The sequence below is a fragment of the Leptospira venezuelensis genome (assembly GCF_002150035.1).
GTDB lineage: Bacteria > Spirochaetota > Leptospiria > Leptospirales > Leptospiraceae > Leptospira_B > Leptospira_B venezuelensis.
The window spans coordinates 122,716-139,699 of record NZ_NETS01000011.1 but is presented as its reverse complement, the minus strand read 5'-3'; the positions used below and the strand labels follow the sequence as shown (position 1 = coordinate 139,699).

Sequence of the window (16,984 nt, the reverse complement as noted above, 5' to 3'; positions counted from 1 at the left end):
AGACAGAAAACTGGCCAAATGACCTTGACTTCCCACCCGGTCAACAGAAATTAGTAAATACGGGGTACTTTGTCCCCAGACTCCGGACCTCTGTTTATTTCAGTGGTCGGTATCGTTTTTTCGCGATATTGTTTATCCGGTCCTAAAACAATCCAAACAGGAGAACTCCACCGAATGGTAGGAATCATTGTAAAGGAAGGCGAGTCCATCGAATCCGCTCTCAAACGTTTTAAGAGAGATTGTGCTAATGCCGGAATCATGAGCGAGATCAAAAGACGTGAATTCTACGAAAAGCCGAGCATCAAAAAGAAAAAGGCTTTAGAATCCGCAAAACGCAAATTAGAAAAGAAAAAACGTCTCTTCTCCCGTAAAGACCGCGGTTAATCCCCGGTCTTAGGTTCTTAAGAGAATAAGGGAACGGGCATGTCCCTGCAATTAAAAATTAATACCGACCTGAAAGAGGCTATGAAAGCAAAACAGGAGCCTCTTCTCTCCACCTTACGCCTACTCAAGGCTGATATCCAATACGAGCTTACGAAAAACGGAGCCCAAGAATTAAGCGATGAACAAGTCATTGTCTTGATCAAACGTGGGTATGTAAAACGTACTGATGCAATCCAGATGTACGAAAAAGCGAATCGTAATGATCTAGCGGATAAAGAAAAGGGTGAAGCTGAAGTTTTAAAATCATATCTTCCACCTGATGTGCCTGAAGATCAAATCATTGCCGCTGTAGAAAAATTCGTCGTAGAACTCGGAGCTTCCGGACCCAAAGACATAGGAAAGGTTATGGGAAAAGTTATGGCGGAGTTTAAAGGCGCGAACATAGACGGATCAAAGGTTTCTGCGATCGTAAAATCTAAACTTTCCTAAGCGGGTATACCTTGCAGTTCCAAAGGGAATTTATCGACCGTATTCGTAGGGAAGTTCCCATCGAAAGTTTTATTAGTCGATTTGTACCCTTACAAAAAAGAGGGAGAAACATGGTGGGCCTATGTCCATTCCACCAAGAAAAATCTCCTTCTTTTAATGTTTCCATAGATAAACAATTCTATCATTGTTTCGGATGTAAAGCATCTGGAGATCTATTCCAATTCGTAATGAGTTACGAAAGAGTAGATTTCCAAAGAGCAAAAGAAATTCTTTCTGAGTATTCAGGCATTCCTATCCAGGAAAAAGCAAAGGAAGAAGTAGAAAGAACTGAACTTCTATACAAAGTAAATAAGAAGGCTCTTAATTTTTTCCAAGAAAATCTGCGCGGACCGCAAGGGCTCGCTGCAAGAGATTATTTAAACTCCAGAGGACTTGGAGAAGAGATCCAAAAATCATTTCAGCTTGGTTATGCTCCAGGCGGCTTTAACCATTTATCCGGAAAAGTTTTTAATACAAAAGAAGAGATCAAGGCCGCTTTAGAAGTAGGCCTCATCCGTGAATCAGAGAAAGGTAAGGAGCCTTACGATTTTTTCAGAGACCGGATCATGTTCCCTGTTTTTGACCTTTCTGGCAGAGTAATCGCATTTTCAGGAAGAATTTTAGGCCCAGGAAAAGAGTCTAAATATGTAAATAGTCCTGCTTCTTCTATATTTGATAAGGGAAGAACGTTTTATCATCTTCACCAGGCAAAAGAATCCATCCAAAAATCCAGAACCTCAATTTTAGTGGAGGGATATTTGGATGTGATCGGTCTCGTAGATAAGGGTCTCGAAAATACTGTCGCGTGTATGGGAACAGCTGTGACTGAAAATCATATCCGTACCATGAAGAAGTTCTCTGACAAATTTCTTCTGGTTTTGGACGGGGACTCTGCGGGTAGAAAGGGAGCGCTTCATGCAGCTGAACTTTGCCTGAAAGAAGGTCTGGATTGTTTTGTTATATTATTGCCAGAAGGAAAGGATCCTTTCGATCTTTCTAAGGAATTGAACCGCCAAGAATTGCATAAACTTTTGGAAAATCAAATCCCTGCTTCTTCCTTTGTGGTGGAAGAACTTTTGGATAAGGCGGATTCTCGTGCTCTTCCTGAAAAGAAAAGAAGGGCTTTGGACAATCTTTACCAATTTTTGAAAGGGTTCAATCGGGACTCCGACAAGGAGTTTTTTTTGGGTCTCGGGGCGAGAAGGCTCGGGATCAGTATGGACGCAGTTTTGCGAGATTATAAGGGCGGAGGAGCCAAGTTTGCCTCTCCAGGGTCCGATAATAATAAGGATAAATCCGCTAAACGTGTATCAGGCCCAAATCCTGCCGAAAAATGTGAAAGAGAGATCATTGCCTTACTCGTGAAGGCTAATCATTTATTCCGTTTTTCCGAAGAATTATCCGGGTTGGAATTCTTGGACTCTAAAAGTGCGTTTTTATGGGACTTTATATATACGAGATACGCAAGCGAAGAAGAAGTTTCTCCCGCTTCCGTTATTTCTTCAGAGATCCCAAACGAATTTAAAGAATCCATAGCTCCTTTTCTGATCTCAGAAGCGGATATGAGTCCTGAAGATTCCGTAAAGGTGTTTAAAGGATTATTAAATCAACAGAAACTTTTCGTGATCGATAAGAGAATGGAAGAGTTGGATTCGGGTTCACCTTTGGATGATCCCGAACATTTTACTAAACTGGCATATTATAAGACCGAGAAATCAAAATTATTGGAATTTATCCGTAATGAAAACTCGGGCGTAAGATAGATAGGGGACCGCAGAATGGAAAATCTACAAAGCATGCCGGAAGTGCAGAAGATCATCGCGATAGGAAAAGCTAATAGCGAAATTTCCTACGATGAGATCAATGAGATACTTCCGGATAAGATCTTAAACTCAGAGAAGATTGACGATGTATTCACTCTTCTTCATGAGATGGGAATAGAGATCGTAGAAGAATATACTAGAAAATCTTTGGAGCCGGCTACTTCTATCCTGCCTAAAGATGATCCGGCTCTTCCGGTAAAACCTGCTCGTAAAAAGAAAGAAACAGCATCTTCAGCAGGTGGTTCCGAAGACCCAATCCGTCTTTACTTAAAAGAGATCGGAAAAGTAAATTTGATCTCCGGAGAAACGGAAGTATTCCTCGCGAAAAAGATAGAGAAAGGCGAGAAGATCATAGAAGAAACTATCTTAGGCTCTTCTATCCTTAGAGCGAACTTCATCAAACTTCTTCCTAAGATCCGCAGTAAAAAGACTAAGGTGTATGATCTTGTTCGAGTAGACAAGATGTACGCGATGAACGCGGAAGAAGCGAAGAAGTTAGAAGAACTTTTCTTCAAAAACATCTCCGTTATCCAAGAACAAGAAAAAGTTTTACAAGAAGCTCAATCTAGGATCCGCAAATACTCAGAGAACTCTAAAAAGTTCAAAGAGTTCAAAGAGAAAATTGATATCTCCAAAGGTATCATTGATACAGCAGTTCGTGAACTTGGTGTTTCTCAAAAAGAGATCCAGAAAATCTCTCAAAAGATCAAGTCTATGGTCTTCCGGATCAAGGAGATCGATCGTCATTTCTTAAAAATCAAAGCTCAATACGGTTACGACGTAAAAGATATTAAAGCGTTCAACCGTTTTATCGAGAAGAATGAAAAGTTAGAAGATATCGAAAAGATGATGGGGGTCTCTATAGACGAGGTTCGAGAAGTTATCAAAGATATTCGTAATAACGAGCGTAAACTTCGTCGTATGGAACAGGAAGCAGGTTCTTCTGTCCAAGAGATTAAGGACTGGGGCGAAAAGATCATTAAAGGTGAGAGAGAGATCGCTCAAGCCAAAAAGGAACTTGTAAAAGCAAACCTAAGACTTGTGGTTTCCATTGCTAAACGTTATGCAAACCGAGGAATGCATTTCTTCGATTTAATCCAAGAAGGAAATATCGGTCTTATAAAAGCAGTAGATAAATTCGAGTATAAGAAAGGATATAAATTCTCCACTTATGCTACTTGGTGGATCCGTCAGGCGATCACTCGTGCAATTTCCGACCAAGCAAGAACGATCCGTGTTCCTGTTCACATGATTGAACAAGTGAATAAGGTAATCCGTGAGACTCGTTTATTCGTACAAGAATTTGGTCGCGATCCTTCCAATGAAGAAATTGCAGAACGTTTAGGCTGGCCTGTTCAAAAAGTAAAAGCAGTTAAAAACGTCGCAAGAGAGCCAATCTCTCTAGAAATCCCAGTTGGTTCCGAAGAAGATTCTGAACTCGGTGACTTCATCGAGGACAAAGATGTGGAATCTCCTGTGAATTCCGCAGCTTCCAGTATCTTAGCAGAACAGATCCGTCAGGTTTTACATACTCTTCCTGCAAGGGAACAGAAAGTAATTCGTATGCGATTTGGTTTGGATGATGGTTATCCTCAAACCTTAGAAGAGGTTGGTTATCAGTTTAAGGTAACCAGGGAAAGGATTCGCCAGATCGAAGCAAAAGCACTTCGAAGGCTAAGACACCCATCTCGTTCTAAGAAGTTAAGAGATTACATCGATTAAGAGCCGCAGAGTTTAGAGAGACGCAAAGGTTTTTGCACGCAGAGCCGCAGAGAGAATTTAGCAAAATAAATAAACTCTGCGCCTCCGTGCCTCTGCGTGGATAAAAAGCGCTGCGCCTCTTTTATCTTCGCGTCTCTTATTTACCGTTGTAAGTAGCTCTTAGAGATTCTATTAACCCCAAAGCCTCTGCTTCTTTTTCTTTCCTTACCGCTTCTTTCCAGCCAAGCTGTTTAGCTAAGATTTGAGAAACCGGTGTAGCTAGTTTTGCAGCTAATTTCAAATCCAAAAATTGAATTCTGAATCTTCTCGCAAGAACGTCCGTAACCGTTAGTGCAAATTCTTCTTTTGCAAACCATTCTACTTCTTCTTGGAAATACTCGAGACCTTTTATGAGAAGAGTTGGCTTTTTCCCAAGGATGATAAAAACTTCTCCCCCATAAAAGTTTTGGAGTCGTTTTGCGGAAACTTCACTTACCTTATACATTTTTTGGATCTCTTTGTACAAGTCTTCAGAGTATCCTACTTTTCCTGGGAAAGCGTATTTTGCAGTTCTGCTTGTGCCGAATTCTTCTAATCCGCCTTCTTTCAAGACTCTATCGATCAGATCTTCCGCCATCTTTCTATAAGTGGACCATTTCCCCCCACCCATGGTTATAAGTCCTGAAGAAGAAACTAAGATTACTTCTTCTCTGGAGATACTTTTTGTATCTTGGTTTCCTTCCGGAGAAATAAGAGGTCTGATCCCGGAGAATACTGAAATAATATCTTTTCTTTGTAGTGGCGAGGTTAAATAGTCTGAACCTGTTTGTAGAAGGAACTCAACTTCAGATTCCAATGGAAGTGGATCTTGGCTTACTTCGTGAATAGGAGTATCTGTAGTTCCTAAGATAACATGTTCTTCCCAAGGAATGATGAATACGACTCGTCCGTCTTTTGTTTTAGGAATGATGAGTGCAGTATTACATGGAATGGTTTCCTTTTTAAAAACCAAATGGATACCTTGGCTTGGAGAAAGTACGCGGTATGTTCTTGGATCGTCTTTTAAACGGACATCATCCACCCAAGGTCCCGTTGCGTTCACTACAACTTTTGCCTTTACGTTATAAATTTCTCCGCTAAGTAGATCTTTTACTTTCCCGCCTGTAATTTTTCCGTCCTTCTTCTGGAAAGATAGTAGTTCAGTTTGATTTAGGACGAGTGCCCCTTCTTTGGATGCGGCGCGTGCCAGATTTACGTTCAGTCTTGCATCATTGAATTGAGAATCATAATACAAGATCCCACCGGTTAGTCCTTTGGTTTGGAGAGCTGGAAAATCTTTTTCTACTTCTTCTTTGGAAACTCTTTTGTGAGAAGGCAGATTTCCTTTCCAAGCTAGGATATCGTACATTGTCATTCCAATACTATAATACGGTTTTTCGTAAAGTTTGTATGTAGGAAGTATGAACGGAAGAGGTTTGACCAGGTGAGGCGCGTTTTCCAGAAGCCTTTGTCTTTCAGTCAAAGCCTCGTGGATCAATTTGAAATGGAATTGGGCGAGGTAACGCACCCCGCCGTGAATTAGTTTCGTGGAACGAGAAGAAGTTCCAGAAGAAAAATCAGATTTTTCTAAAAGTGCAACTTTGAGTCCTCTAAGGCTAGCATCCAGGGCGGCTCCGGCTCCAGTGGCTCCACCCCCCAAAATCAGAAGGTCGAATTGCTCTTCTTTTAATTTTTCAAACCGGCTTTTACGATCGTGTTTTTGCATGTACAAGGTCTTCCTGCTTTACAGGCTGATTTCGCCGGGTGAAATTGCAATAAAAGAGCCAAATGGAACCTAAAAAACAAATCGAATTGATACGACGCGGGACAGTCGATCTGATCAGCGAAGCGGAACTTACCTCCAAACTTACTAAAAAAAAGTCCTTAAAAATCAAAGCCGGTTTCGACCCAACAGCTCCAGACCTTCATCTGGGGCATTTCGTTTTACTTAGAAAATTGAGGCATTTCCAGGACCTAGGACACGAGGTGAATTTCCTTCTAGGGGATTTTACAGCTATGATCGGAGATCCTACAGGAAAATCAGAAACCAGAAAAAGACTCTCCAAAGAAGAAGTTCTCAAAAACTCAGAAACCTACCAAAGCCAAGTTTTTAAGGTTTTGGATAAAGAGAAGACCAAGATTGTATATAATTCCCGCTGGTGTTCGGGGATGAATTTCGAAGACGTTCTTGTCCTTACTTCTAAATATAGCGTAGCCCAAATTTTAGAAAGAGATGATTTCAGCAAAAGATATAAGGGAGGGCAGCCAATCTCCCTGATTGAGTTCCTTTACCCACTTGTCCAAGGTTACGATTCCGTAGAAATGGAAGCAGACGTTGAACTTGGTGGAACAGACCAAAAATTCAACCTATTAGTAGGTAGAGAATTACAGCGAGAATACGGAAAAGAGGCCCAATGTGTGATCACTCTGCCACTTCTTGTTGGTCTGGACGGGGTCAAAAAAATGTCCAAGTCGCTTGGAAATTACGTAGGTATTACAGAAGAGCCAATCGACATGTTCGGCAAACTAATGTCGATCTCAGACGAACTGATGTGGAATTATTTTGAATTACTTACCGATCTCCCTATGGAATCAGTTTCTGAGCGTAAAAAGGGAATCGAGTCAGGAGGACTTCATCCTAAAGAAGTTAAAACAGAACTTGCAAAATTGATTATGGATCAATTTTCATCTTCGGATGCAAATTCGGAAGCGATTGAAGAATGGAACAAGGTCCATAATCCTAAGGCCAGAGCTATCCCGGAGAATATTCCGGAGACAAAATTAGGTCCCGAGTTTTTCCAAGAATCCGAAACTCCTCAGCTCATCTGGGTCCTCGCCAAACTGGGATTTGTTCCTTCTACCTCGGAAGCGAGAAGGTTAATCAAGTCCGGGGGGATTTATGTCAACGAGGAGAAACTTTCGGATGAAAAATTTACTGTAAGTAAAAACGCAGAATACTTGATTCGCCAAGGCAAAAAAGGAAAATTCATCCGTCTGGTCAGTTGACCGAAATCAGAACATGCTCAGCGAAGAAGAATCGACAGTATTATCCAAGACGATCAAAGAGATCCAGGACAACGAAGTAGAATCCGAAGTCCTGGAAAAAAAATTTCGTCAGATCCGCATCGGTTCTTCTGTATTCTTCTTTCTTATCTTAAGCATCACCACTGTTTTTGCTTTAGCAAGAAGATTAGATTCTCTTCAGAATACCGTCCAAAAACAGAATGAGGTCATCTCTGTACTTTCGGAAGACATTACAAGTTTAAGATTAGAAGAACAACAAAGAGAAGAAGAAGTTCTTCGTTTCAAGTCGTCAATCTTGGATGACGTTCCGGACGGTGATTTAAGTGAAGAAGTAAATAAAAATCTAAGTTCTCTCCAAGCTATCATTCCTAATCCGGGAACCGGTAAGAATATCAGTAGAGGAAATCCGAATTTTAAGGAAATCTCTCTTACCTTCGATTTAGGAACTGGGGAAGATCTACAAATACTTTATGAATTTATGATGCGATTCCCGATCAAGGTAACCTTATTCGTTTCGAATGAGAATCCAGCTAAAAAAGGCGGATCTTTATTCTCGAAAACTAATTTGGTTTATCTTAAAAAATTGGCCGCATTGGATGGAAGGGTAGTTTTCGGAAATCACACCTGGAGTCATTTTAATTTACCTAGAAGCTTAAAGGAATCCTCTCTTAGAAAAAGAGCGCTCTTGAGCTATGTGGCTGACGAGATCCCGGATTTCAATCTCCTTTTGGAAGAATTAACCTCTGTTGAGGATAAATTTAAAACTATTACAGGACTTAATCTTACTAAATATTATAGATTACCGTATGGAGCAGTGGATCCGATCATCTTGGATGTGTATGCAACCCAAGGTTATGAGAATCATATTTTCTGGAGTAATAATACCGTAGGTTCTTTAGATGTTCCTGACTTTGTCTATAAGAAGTACATCACCAAAAAAGATACCGCGACTGGAAAAACTAAACTAGTACAGAACCCACATTATAAAACCAAAGAAGAGATGTTGGATTTTTTATATCGCTGGGAAGCTGCAGACAAAAATGGAATGAATGGTGCAATTATTTTGATGCACTTAGGTTCGCCTAGACAATCTGAAAAATTGATTTATATTCTTCCTGATTTTATACAGGCAATGTTAAACAAAGGTTATAAATTCGTAACCGTTCCGGAAGTATTGAACGAAAAGCAGGATTAATTTCCCGCCTTTCGTTTTGATCTTACTTCTTATTTTTACCTTTATTATTTGTTGGAGCTGGTCCAGGCTCACTTAAATATTCAGAGCTTGGGAAATATACTGTTCCTGCCTGAAGACTTTTTTTACGAGCAAAGGTTCGGCCTATCCAAGCTTTAAAGTTTTTCCATTTAACTGAAAGCCAGTTTTGGAAATGATACATATGCAAATAGAAGACCGGTACCATGATCAGGGTGATTATACTTGCAAAAGCTAGTCCCCAACCGAAAGCCAATGCCATAGGAACTAAGAAAGGATCGTAACCACCAATACCATAAGCAGTCGGTAAAAGTCCTAGTACCGTGGTTACAGTCGTTAAGGTTACTGCTCTTAGTCTTAAGTTTCCTGTATCAATTAAGATTTCTTTAATGTCTTTATTTGGATTTTCTTTGCGTAAAGTGTTTGCGAAATCCACAAGTACAATTGAGTCATTTACTACTACTCCCGCAAGGCCAACAATTCCAAGCATTGCTAAAAATCCGAAAGATTCACCGTGAGTCACAAATGCCAAGATCACTCCTATAAAGGAAAAGGGGATGGCACTTCCTATCACAAATGGTTGAAGGATCGATCCAAATTGAGAAGCAATGATGACATACATGATAAGCAAAGCCAATCCGAATTTCCCGCCAAGGGAACCCATTGATTCTTCCGTGTCCTTATTTTCACCGCCGAAACGGACCATATAACCTGGATACTTATCTATGATCTTTTCTTGTTCTGCTAATGTTTTGGCTGAAGAATTTGCTTCTCTGGAGTTTGCTTGTTTTCCTCCCGCTAAGTTTGCGGTAACAGTCACTAAACGTTTTCCATCCAAATGATTGATATTAGAAACGCCTGGAAGTTTTTGCATGGTTACCAAGCGAGATACAGGGATCATTTTACCAATTGAATTTGAAACATAGACATGGTTTAAACTATCTACTGATTTTCTGTAAGATTCAGGAAAGCGAACCTTTACTTCTACTTCTTCGTCCGTTCTTTTAATTTTTGTCGAAACTGTTCCTTGGAATGCGGTATTGATTGCCTGTGCAACTCTAAATACGGAAACTCCAGCAGTCGAAGCTAATGATTCGCTGACTCGAATTCGAACTTCGTCTTTACCTTCATTGAAGTCGTCAGCAATATCAGTGACTCCTTTTACTTTTCCAAGTACTGATTTGTATTCAGATGCAATTTTGAGGAGAGTTTCATAACTATCACCTCTGATCTCAATCGCAACAGGTTTTCCTACAGGAGGCCCTCCAGAAACCTTTTCATATTCTAATGAAACAAGCTTCCCTCTAAGAGATTCAAATTCTTCGGGGATGACCACCGGCTCAGGAATATCACATGGATTTTTGGCTTCATCCGCTTCTTTTTGGATCTTTTCTTCTTCTATTTTGCGAGAAGTTTCATTGAGTAACCAAAGAGTTTTTCTCCTGAGTTTCTGGATGATATCGTCTGTTTTATGGCATTTTTTCCGGTTCTCTTCCGCTGTTAAATAAGCCATCGCCATTCCGTAATGTTTTCCCCTTTTAGTAAAAGGATCATTTGGATTTGCTTGGATAATGCCTACACGAGTTGCATAATTTTCTATATCTTCCGGAGGTACTTTCGCGAGCTCTCTTTCTATTACCTCGAGATAACGATATGTTTCATTTAAACTTGCTCCTGTTTTAGCTGTTACCTTTACGTAGAATTGGTCTACTGAACCTGGAAATAACTTAAACTTAGAGAATAAAAATTGGATAATAAAGCTTGCGATCAGTAAAAAAACGATACCTACGGTCATCTTCCAAGGATTGTTTAAAGCGAATCGAAGTGCAGGAACATACTTGGTGTTCCTAAATTTAGCAAACCATCCTGATTCTTCTTTAATTTCTCCAGATTTTACTCCACCTTTATTGATATCATATAAATGGTTTGGAAGAATAAAGAATGCTTCTGCGAGAGAGGCGCAAAGCGCGATAATCACTACGAGTGGAATGCTAAATACGAACTTACCAAAAATTCCAGGCATAAACAGAAGAGGGGCAAACGCTGCAATCGTTGTAGTAACAGTTGCAGTCACTGGAGAAACCACTTCCAAGGTCCCCTTTAATGTCGCTTCGTAAGGAGGAAGTCCTTCTTCAATATATCTATATACGTTTTCACAGATAATGATCGCATCATCTACAAGGATACCCACAACCAAAACCAATCCGAACATAGAGATCAGATTTAAGGTCATCCCAAATTGGTTCATGAGAATGAATGTAGCACCGAAAGAAACAGGAATCCCAAGAGCAGTCATGAGTGCGACTCTCCATCCTAAAAAGAAGAAGAGAGATCCTGTAACTAAAATCATCCCGAATGCAGCGTTAGAAATTAAAACGTTTAATCTACGTCGAATATACTTAGAAAGATCATTTACGAATGCGTATTGGAATTCAGGAGACCCTTTACGGAATTTTTCGACGGTAGATTTTACATTGTCTACTATCTTAATCGCATCTGCACTTTGGCGCTTTAAAACGGTAAGCGCTACAGTTTTAGTGCCGTTTACATTCTCAATATAATCCGCTTCTCTTAAACCTTCAGATACTCTGGCAATATCTTGGACACGAATCGCGTTCCCTATCTCATTTCCTCTAACATGAACCTTGGAAATCTCTTCAGGGCTGTCAAATTCGCCAATCGTTCTAAGAATAATCTCTTTATCTAAACCTGTAACATTACCGCCTGGAACATTTACGTTACGATTTCTTAATGCGCCAATTACATCCTGGCCTGTGAGATAGAATCCAAATAGTTTATCCGGAAGAATATCTACTTGCATTTCGGTTTCTCTCCAACCTCTACGAGAAACCTTTGCTACTCCTGAAATATCTAAAAGGGCTTGTTCTACTATTTTCGCCTGAGCGCGTAACTTCTTCTCCGCCTCGACTGATCCATCATCATCTTTCAGTGTGATAGAAACTTCAATCACTGGAGTCCTCGCAGTCGTGATCTCCGTTACTACAGGATCCTCTGCTTCTTCCGGAAGATCTTCCACTCGGTCTATGGCGGATTTGATATCATCCACCACTTTTTGGGTATCCTTTGTGTCGGGATCCAAAGTAATTACAATCCCTGATCTACCCTCGATAGATGCGGATCTATATTCTTTGATTCCATCCACTTCTTTAATCGCTTTTTCTAAAGGATTCGTGACTAACTTTTCTACCTCTTGAGGAGAAGCGCCTAAGTATATAGTGGAAACAGATACAATATCAAAATTAATGTTTGGAAAAGCTTCGCGATTCATTTCAATCGCTTTACAGCCTCCCCATAAAATGATAATTGCTGTGAGTAGGTTTACGAAGATACTTTTCGAGAGGAAATATTCGATGATACTTTTCATAAGGATATTCTGCTTAAAAGGTTTAGGGGAGAAGTTTTACTTAGTCCAGAATAGGACCGCTTAGTTCCATGGAGTCGTTGAACCCGAACATTTTTGTACTTTTTAATCTATCAACGTACAAAACTCCGTGCAGGTGATCGCATTCATGTTGGTATACGATTGCGGAATATCCCTCGATTGTTTCATCGTGGGTATTTCCTTTTTCATCCATCCATTTCAGTTGGATCTTATTGGGTCTTTCTACATAACCCCTCATACCCGGAACAGAAAGACAACCTTCCCAGTTACCGTCGACTGAGTCAGTGATTGGTTTGATCTCAGGATTGATAAGTATCCTTTCAGGAACTCTAGATGGGCTGTCATCTTCGGGGTCGGAACCGACTACCACAATCTTCTTCATGATACCGATCTGAGGTGCAGCAAGGCCCACGCCGTCTGCATGTCGCATTGTATCAAACATATCCCTGATCAGTTTTTTGAACTCTTTGGTTCCCAGCTCGTCAGGATGAACATCATCACTGGTTTTTCTTAGTAGTGGATCGCCGATTTTGAGAATTTTACGTACTGACATTTTTCAGAACCTTGTCCTAGAGCTATCCTTCACCGGTTTTTGCCCACCAGATTTTAAGAATGGTTCTAGGATTTTAGACAGCATTCCAGTGGTCGGTTCTGAAAATCTTGGATTTTGAGCTTCCCATCTAAACACCGAAGTTCCAACGGAAATGTTTTGTAATACTTCCGCCTGGGTTTCTAAGGGGCCTACAGTTCTAGGAAGAAGGATTCCAAGAGGACATTTTGCCTTTTGAGAATAGAGATCCTCTTTTTCTAGTCCATTCCAAAGCTTTTCGAAACCGAATGGATCGAAAAAGAATTTTGGGATCTGGGTCAAATTCCTTAAAAACCAATCCGTTTTTTCTAAGATAGAAGCTGAAAATCCAGACACAGGCAACGGATTTGGAAAAATCAGAAATGCAGAAACTATTTTCTCATTAGGTTGGGTTAGAAGAGGCCAGATCAATCTCGCGGAAAATCCTTCCGCAATTAGAATTTGTTTCTTCTTTCTTCTTCTAAGAAATTCCAGAATATCTTCGTTCGAAAATCCTGAGAACTTTTCAGGACCTTCTGCCACAGTTAGATAATAATCGGAAGAAAGTTCCGGGGTAAAGGACCTATCAAAAGAATGTAAGGGGTCCCGGAGCCAAAGCACCTCGTCTTTTTTGGGATTTCCCCGGCTGGTAAAAGTCCAATGATTCTCTCGCATTAGTCTTGACAGTGATTAGGAAAAGAAACTATCTATTAGGTTCGGCGATGGTGTGGTGGAGACGAGGGGAATCGAACCCCCGACCTTTTGAATGCCATTCAAATGCTCTCCCAACTGAGCTACATCCCCTCTGATTCCAAGTTGGGGTCTTTGGGCATGCTGTCAATATATATTATTTTAGGAGCAATCGGATGAGCGATTCCGTCGAGGAGCTACAGAAAAAAATAAAAATCCAAAACGATATCATCAAAGGTTATGAAAAAGTTTTGAGATTGAACGAGCAAGAATTAGAAAATGCGGATGAGATCATTCGTATGTACGAAACAATCATTCAATACTCAGGACAAGAATTAAAAGATGTTAAAGAAGCTTTCGATGCTACTTCAATCGTGACTAACTTATCCAGAGATGAATTAATTTCTGCAATGAACCGTATCAAAGAACTTGAACACGCGAATAAAAGATTAAGGGAAGAATCCCTTAAATTCCAATCCTAATTTCCGACCTTGACCCAGATAAAAAAACAGGAGACCCTACTCAGAAGTCGAAGTGACGGTTCCTTCTTTTTAGAAGAAGGTTTAGGGGTCTCCTCTATCTTTGATAGTTTTTTGAGAGAGGCGATTGCACTCACTCATGCTGATCTGGGAGGTATATTTTCCACAACAGAGTCTGCGAATATTCGGCAAATCTCAGGTCGTAACGAAAAAGAATTGATCGAAGCTGCTCATTGGGCTTTTTCACAATCCGGAAAAGATCTACTTTTAGAAAGGGGTAAGACACCTCCTTGGGCAAAATCTCCCAGCAATTATCCGCTTTTAGTTGTTCGATTAAAGGTAGATGATCTGGATTCGAGTGTCCAAGCTAAACGAGCAAGTTATGCAGTATTAGTATTGCAGGGAAAGACAACTGCAGATCGTTTTTCTAAAACTGATTTTGAACTTCTTCGTACAACATGCAAAACAGTGGGGAGATTATTAAAAGAATCTCATGTCTCCGGTGACGCTTCCTTAGTCACTCTTTCCTTACTCGCAACAACCCAGTTAGTATTAGAAGCTGCACAAGCAAAAAGACAATCGGAACGTTTCGACTTCCTACTTACTGAAGTGATTCGTGTTTCTGGATTAATCAATTCTTCGTTAGATCTTTCTCAATTATTAGAAGCGATCATGCTTTCGTCTAAGACTGTATTTAGAACGGAAGCATGTAGTGTTCTTCTATTGGATGAATCAAAGGAATATCTCTACTTCCACACAGTGCTGGGAGAAAAAAGCGAAGCTGTCACTAAGATGCAAGTTCCTGTTGGAAAGGGAGTGGCAGGTCTAGTAGTTCGAGAACGTAAACCGATGATCATCAATGACGCTCAAAATGATGATCGAGTTTATAAAGAAGTGGATAAGGCTTCTCAATTCACAACTCGAAATATTATGGCGGCTCCCTTAGTTGCAAACGACGAAGTCATAGGTGTAATTGAAGCGATTAATACAGTTGACAGAGAGAAGTTTACCGGAGAAGATCTGGAACTTTTTTTAAGTTTTTCAGGAACTTCTGCGTTAGCGATCCAAAAGACTGGACTTCTTCAAAACCTAGAGAATGCAAACAAGGATCTTCGCAAAAAAGTATCCGAATTAGAGTCTTTATTTGATCTATCCCAAGCAGTTAGTCTCTCTACAAACAGATTAGGTCTAGTTCGAAAATCCATCCGACTCATCATCAGAGAACTGGATGCTAGTGTGGCAGGGATCTTCTTATATAGCCTTACCAAAGAAAATTTCATCAACTGTGCTTATTATGATGGAAAAGCGGAAAAGATCGATAGGGTATTAGAAGAAGAAATTTTAGGAACCCAAGTCCTTTCTAGTATCAAAGAAGGTCTTCCTGTTCTAAAGAGGGATATTTTGGATCAACCATTCCCTCATGAATTGGATAGGAGATATTTAAAAGGTTCATATATTATTGTTCCATTATTCTTATCCAGCGGAGAACCATACGGGGCCTTGACTGTTGCTGATAGAAAGGATAAACTTTCGTATCAGGATTCAGATTTCCGATTATTGCAGACAATGGCTTCCCAATTTACAAAGGGATTCGAAGCTTTCCGTTTGAGAAACGAGATGTTGGAGAAAAAAGCGATCCAACAGGAGATGGAAATTACTCGGAAGATCCAACAGAATATTCTTCCTTCAGAAAAAGTATTTCATTCCAATTTTGATCTGGGGATTCTTTCTGTTCCAGCTAAAGATGTATCTGGGGATTTTTACGATTATTACCAATACAGCGATGGCCAATATTCATTTTTGATCGCAGATGTTTCCGGAAAAAGTCTGCCTGCTGCTCTATTTATGGCTATGAGCTCTTCTATCATCCGAACCCTTGCTAGAAACCATGATCTAAGTCCGGAAGAAATTTTAAGACAAGGAAACGAGTTAATTTTCGAAGATTCTCATTTTGGAATGTTCGTCACCGCATTCTTTATTCATTATAATCCTTCCTTGTTTACGATTGAATATGCATCCGCTGGTCATAATGACCAGGTATGGATCAAAGAAGATGGCTCATACGAATTATTAAAAGGGCAAGGACCACCACTTGGTGTAATCCCGACTGCAAAATACAAGGGTGGAAATTTCACAGTCAAACCGGGAGATATTTTTGTTCTCTATACCGACGGAGCTGTAGAAGAAAAAGACGCTCAAGGAAATGAATTCGGTCTGGAAAGAATGATAGAAGAGATCAAATCCAGAAGGCATCTTCCTGCACAAAAAATAGTGGAAGAATTGTATGCGACTATTCGTTCCTTCTCTTTAGGAAAGGAACCTTTTGACGATTTCACTGTACTTCTATTGAAGTACAATAACGATTTTCAATTTTTCAGGACTTTTGATGCGAATACAGGTCAAATTCCTATCTTCCGAGAATTTATATATGATGCGATCAAAGTCAGAAATCTGCCAGATTTTTTAAGAGATGATATTCTTTTAGCGGGGGATGAGGCGGCTACGAATATCGTAATGCACGGTTACAAAGATACTCTGCTCAGAAATCCGAAATTCGATTGTAAAATTCGGTTCACTGAAGATTCTATCACGATCGTGCTGACTGATTCCGGAAAAGGATTCGACAGAACGAATGTGAAAGACCCGTCCATAGAGGAAAATCTCTCCGGAAAAAGAAAAGGCGGATTCGGTGTGTATCTGATAGAGACATTGATGGACGTGGTGGATTACAAAATGGAAGAGGGAAGAAACATACTCACTCTCCAAAAATTTTTCCGCTGACGATGGGGGCAAAATGGAACTGACGGTAGAAATAAAAGGGAACTCTAGAGTGATCCATCTTATAGGTAATATGGATGTTCATAACACTCATCGGATAGAACAGGCGTTCATGGATCATATCCGCAAAGCTACAGAGCCCAATATCGTCTTAGATATGTCCAACGTGGAATTCGTTTCTTCCGCAGGTTTAAGAGTCATTGTTGGTTCCTTAAGAGTCTGTAAAGAAAGAGAGATCCAACTCAAACTTGCTGCTTTACGCCCGGCCGTTCGTAAGGTTTTCGAGATTATAGATATGGATTCACTTTTTAAGATCTATGATACTGTAGATTCTAGCCTCCAATAAGCCCGTTTACC

13 protein-coding genes and 1 tRNA gene are annotated in these 16,984 nt (G+C 40.2%); 9 read left to right on the top strand and 5 right to left on the bottom strand.

Annotated elements, in window-relative coordinates:
• Window positions 1–174: 174 nt before the first annotated feature.
• Genes rpsU through rpoD form a run of 4 tightly spaced genes read left to right on the top strand, consistent with a single transcriptional unit; the run spans window position 175 to window position 4,457 of the window.
• Window positions 175–384 carry a 30S ribosomal protein S21 gene (rpsU, locus tag B1C82_RS16845; RefSeq protein ID WP_008591132.1) on the top strand — a complete coding sequence of 70 codons (210 nt, stop codon included), beginning with the start codon at window positions 175–177 and terminating at the stop codon, window positions 382–384.
• A 39-nt stretch (window positions 385–423) separates the two neighbouring features.
• Complete coding sequence (locus B1C82_RS16840) at window positions 424–873, top strand: GatB/YqeY domain-containing protein (protein WP_086448761.1); 450 nt, start codon at window positions 424–426, stop codon at window positions 871–873.
• A gap of 11 nt (window positions 874–884) precedes the next feature.
• The gene (gene dnaG, locus B1C82_RS16835; RefSeq protein ID WP_086448760.1) at window positions 885–2,675 is read left to right on the top strand and encodes a DNA primase; all 1,791 of its coding nucleotides are present in this window, start codon (window positions 885–887) and stop codon (window positions 2,673–2,675) included.
• 15 nt (window positions 2,676–2,690) lie between these two features.
• Entirely contained in the window at window positions 2,691–4,457 is a 1,767-nt protein-coding gene (gene rpoD / locus B1C82_RS16830; protein WP_086448759.1) for an RNA polymerase sigma factor RpoD, read from the top strand.
• Window positions 4,458–4,593: 136 nt separating this feature from the next.
• Here rpoD and B1C82_RS16825 read toward each other — a convergent pair whose 3' ends face one another.
• The gene (locus B1C82_RS16825; protein WP_086448758.1) at window positions 4,594–6,201 is read right to left on the bottom strand and encodes a glycerol-3-phosphate dehydrogenase/oxidase; all 1,608 of its coding nucleotides are present in this window, start codon (window positions 6,199–6,201) and stop codon (window positions 4,594–4,596) included.
• A 62-nt stretch (window positions 6,202–6,263) separates the two neighbouring features.
• On the opposite strand from B1C82_RS16825, the gene tyrS reads away from it, so the two are divergent.
• Together tyrS and B1C82_RS16815 are read left to right on the top strand one after the other, a co-directional pair.
• Entirely contained in the window at window positions 6,264–7,481 is a 1,218-nt protein-coding gene (gene tyrS, locus B1C82_RS16820; protein WP_086448757.1) for a tyrosine--tRNA ligase, read from the top strand.
• A 13-nt stretch (window positions 7,482–7,494) separates the two neighbouring features.
• The gene (locus B1C82_RS16815) at window positions 7,495–8,694 is read left to right on the top strand and encodes a polysaccharide deacetylase family protein (protein ID WP_086448756.1); all 1,200 of its coding nucleotides are present in this window, start codon (window positions 7,495–7,497) and stop codon (window positions 8,692–8,694) included.
• A gap of 22 nt (window positions 8,695–8,716) precedes the next feature.
• Here B1C82_RS16815 and B1C82_RS16810 read toward each other — a convergent pair whose 3' ends face one another.
• From B1C82_RS16810 to B1C82_RS16795, 4 genes are all read right to left on the bottom strand, one after another.
• A complete protein-coding gene (locus tag B1C82_RS16810; protein ID WP_086448755.1) occupies window positions 8,717–12,094 on the bottom strand; it encodes an efflux RND transporter permease subunit in 3,378 nt (1,125 codons plus the stop codon).
• A gap of 40 nt (window positions 12,095–12,134) precedes the next feature.
• Window positions 12,135–12,665: a peptide deformylase gene (gene def, locus B1C82_RS16805; protein WP_086448754.1), complete on the bottom strand. Its 531-nt coding sequence runs from the start codon at window positions 12,663–12,665 to the stop codon at window positions 12,135–12,137.
• A gap of 3 nt (window positions 12,666–12,668) precedes the next feature.
• Window positions 12,669–13,355 (bottom strand): hypothetical protein, encoded by a 687-nt coding sequence (locus tag B1C82_RS16800; RefSeq protein WP_086448753.1) that lies wholly within the window; start codon window positions 13,353–13,355, stop codon window positions 12,669–12,671.
• Between the two features lie 53 nt (window positions 13,356–13,408).
• Window positions 13,409–13,484: transfer RNA gene (locus tag B1C82_RS16795), tRNA-Ala, on the bottom strand.
• Between the two features lie 62 nt (window positions 13,485–13,546).
• Here B1C82_RS16795 and B1C82_RS16790 point away from each other — a divergent pair.
• The 3 genes from B1C82_RS16790 (at window position 13,547) to B1C82_RS16780 (ending at window position 16,973) form a co-directional block, all read left to right on the top strand.
• Window positions 13,547–13,852 (top strand): hypothetical protein, encoded by a 306-nt coding sequence (locus B1C82_RS16790; RefSeq protein WP_086448752.1) that lies wholly within the window; start codon window positions 13,547–13,549, stop codon window positions 13,850–13,852.
• A 96-nt stretch (window positions 13,853–13,948) separates the two neighbouring features.
• Complete coding sequence (locus B1C82_RS16785; RefSeq protein ID WP_411550335.1) at window positions 13,949–16,630, top strand: SpoIIE family protein phosphatase; 2,682 nt, start codon at window positions 13,949–13,951, stop codon at window positions 16,628–16,630.
• 13 nt (window positions 16,631–16,643) lie between these two features.
• Window positions 16,644–16,973: an STAS domain-containing protein gene (locus B1C82_RS16780; RefSeq protein WP_086448750.1), complete on the top strand. Its 330-nt coding sequence runs from the start codon at window positions 16,644–16,646 to the stop codon at window positions 16,971–16,973.
• Window positions 16,974–16,984: the final 11 nt, after the last annotated feature.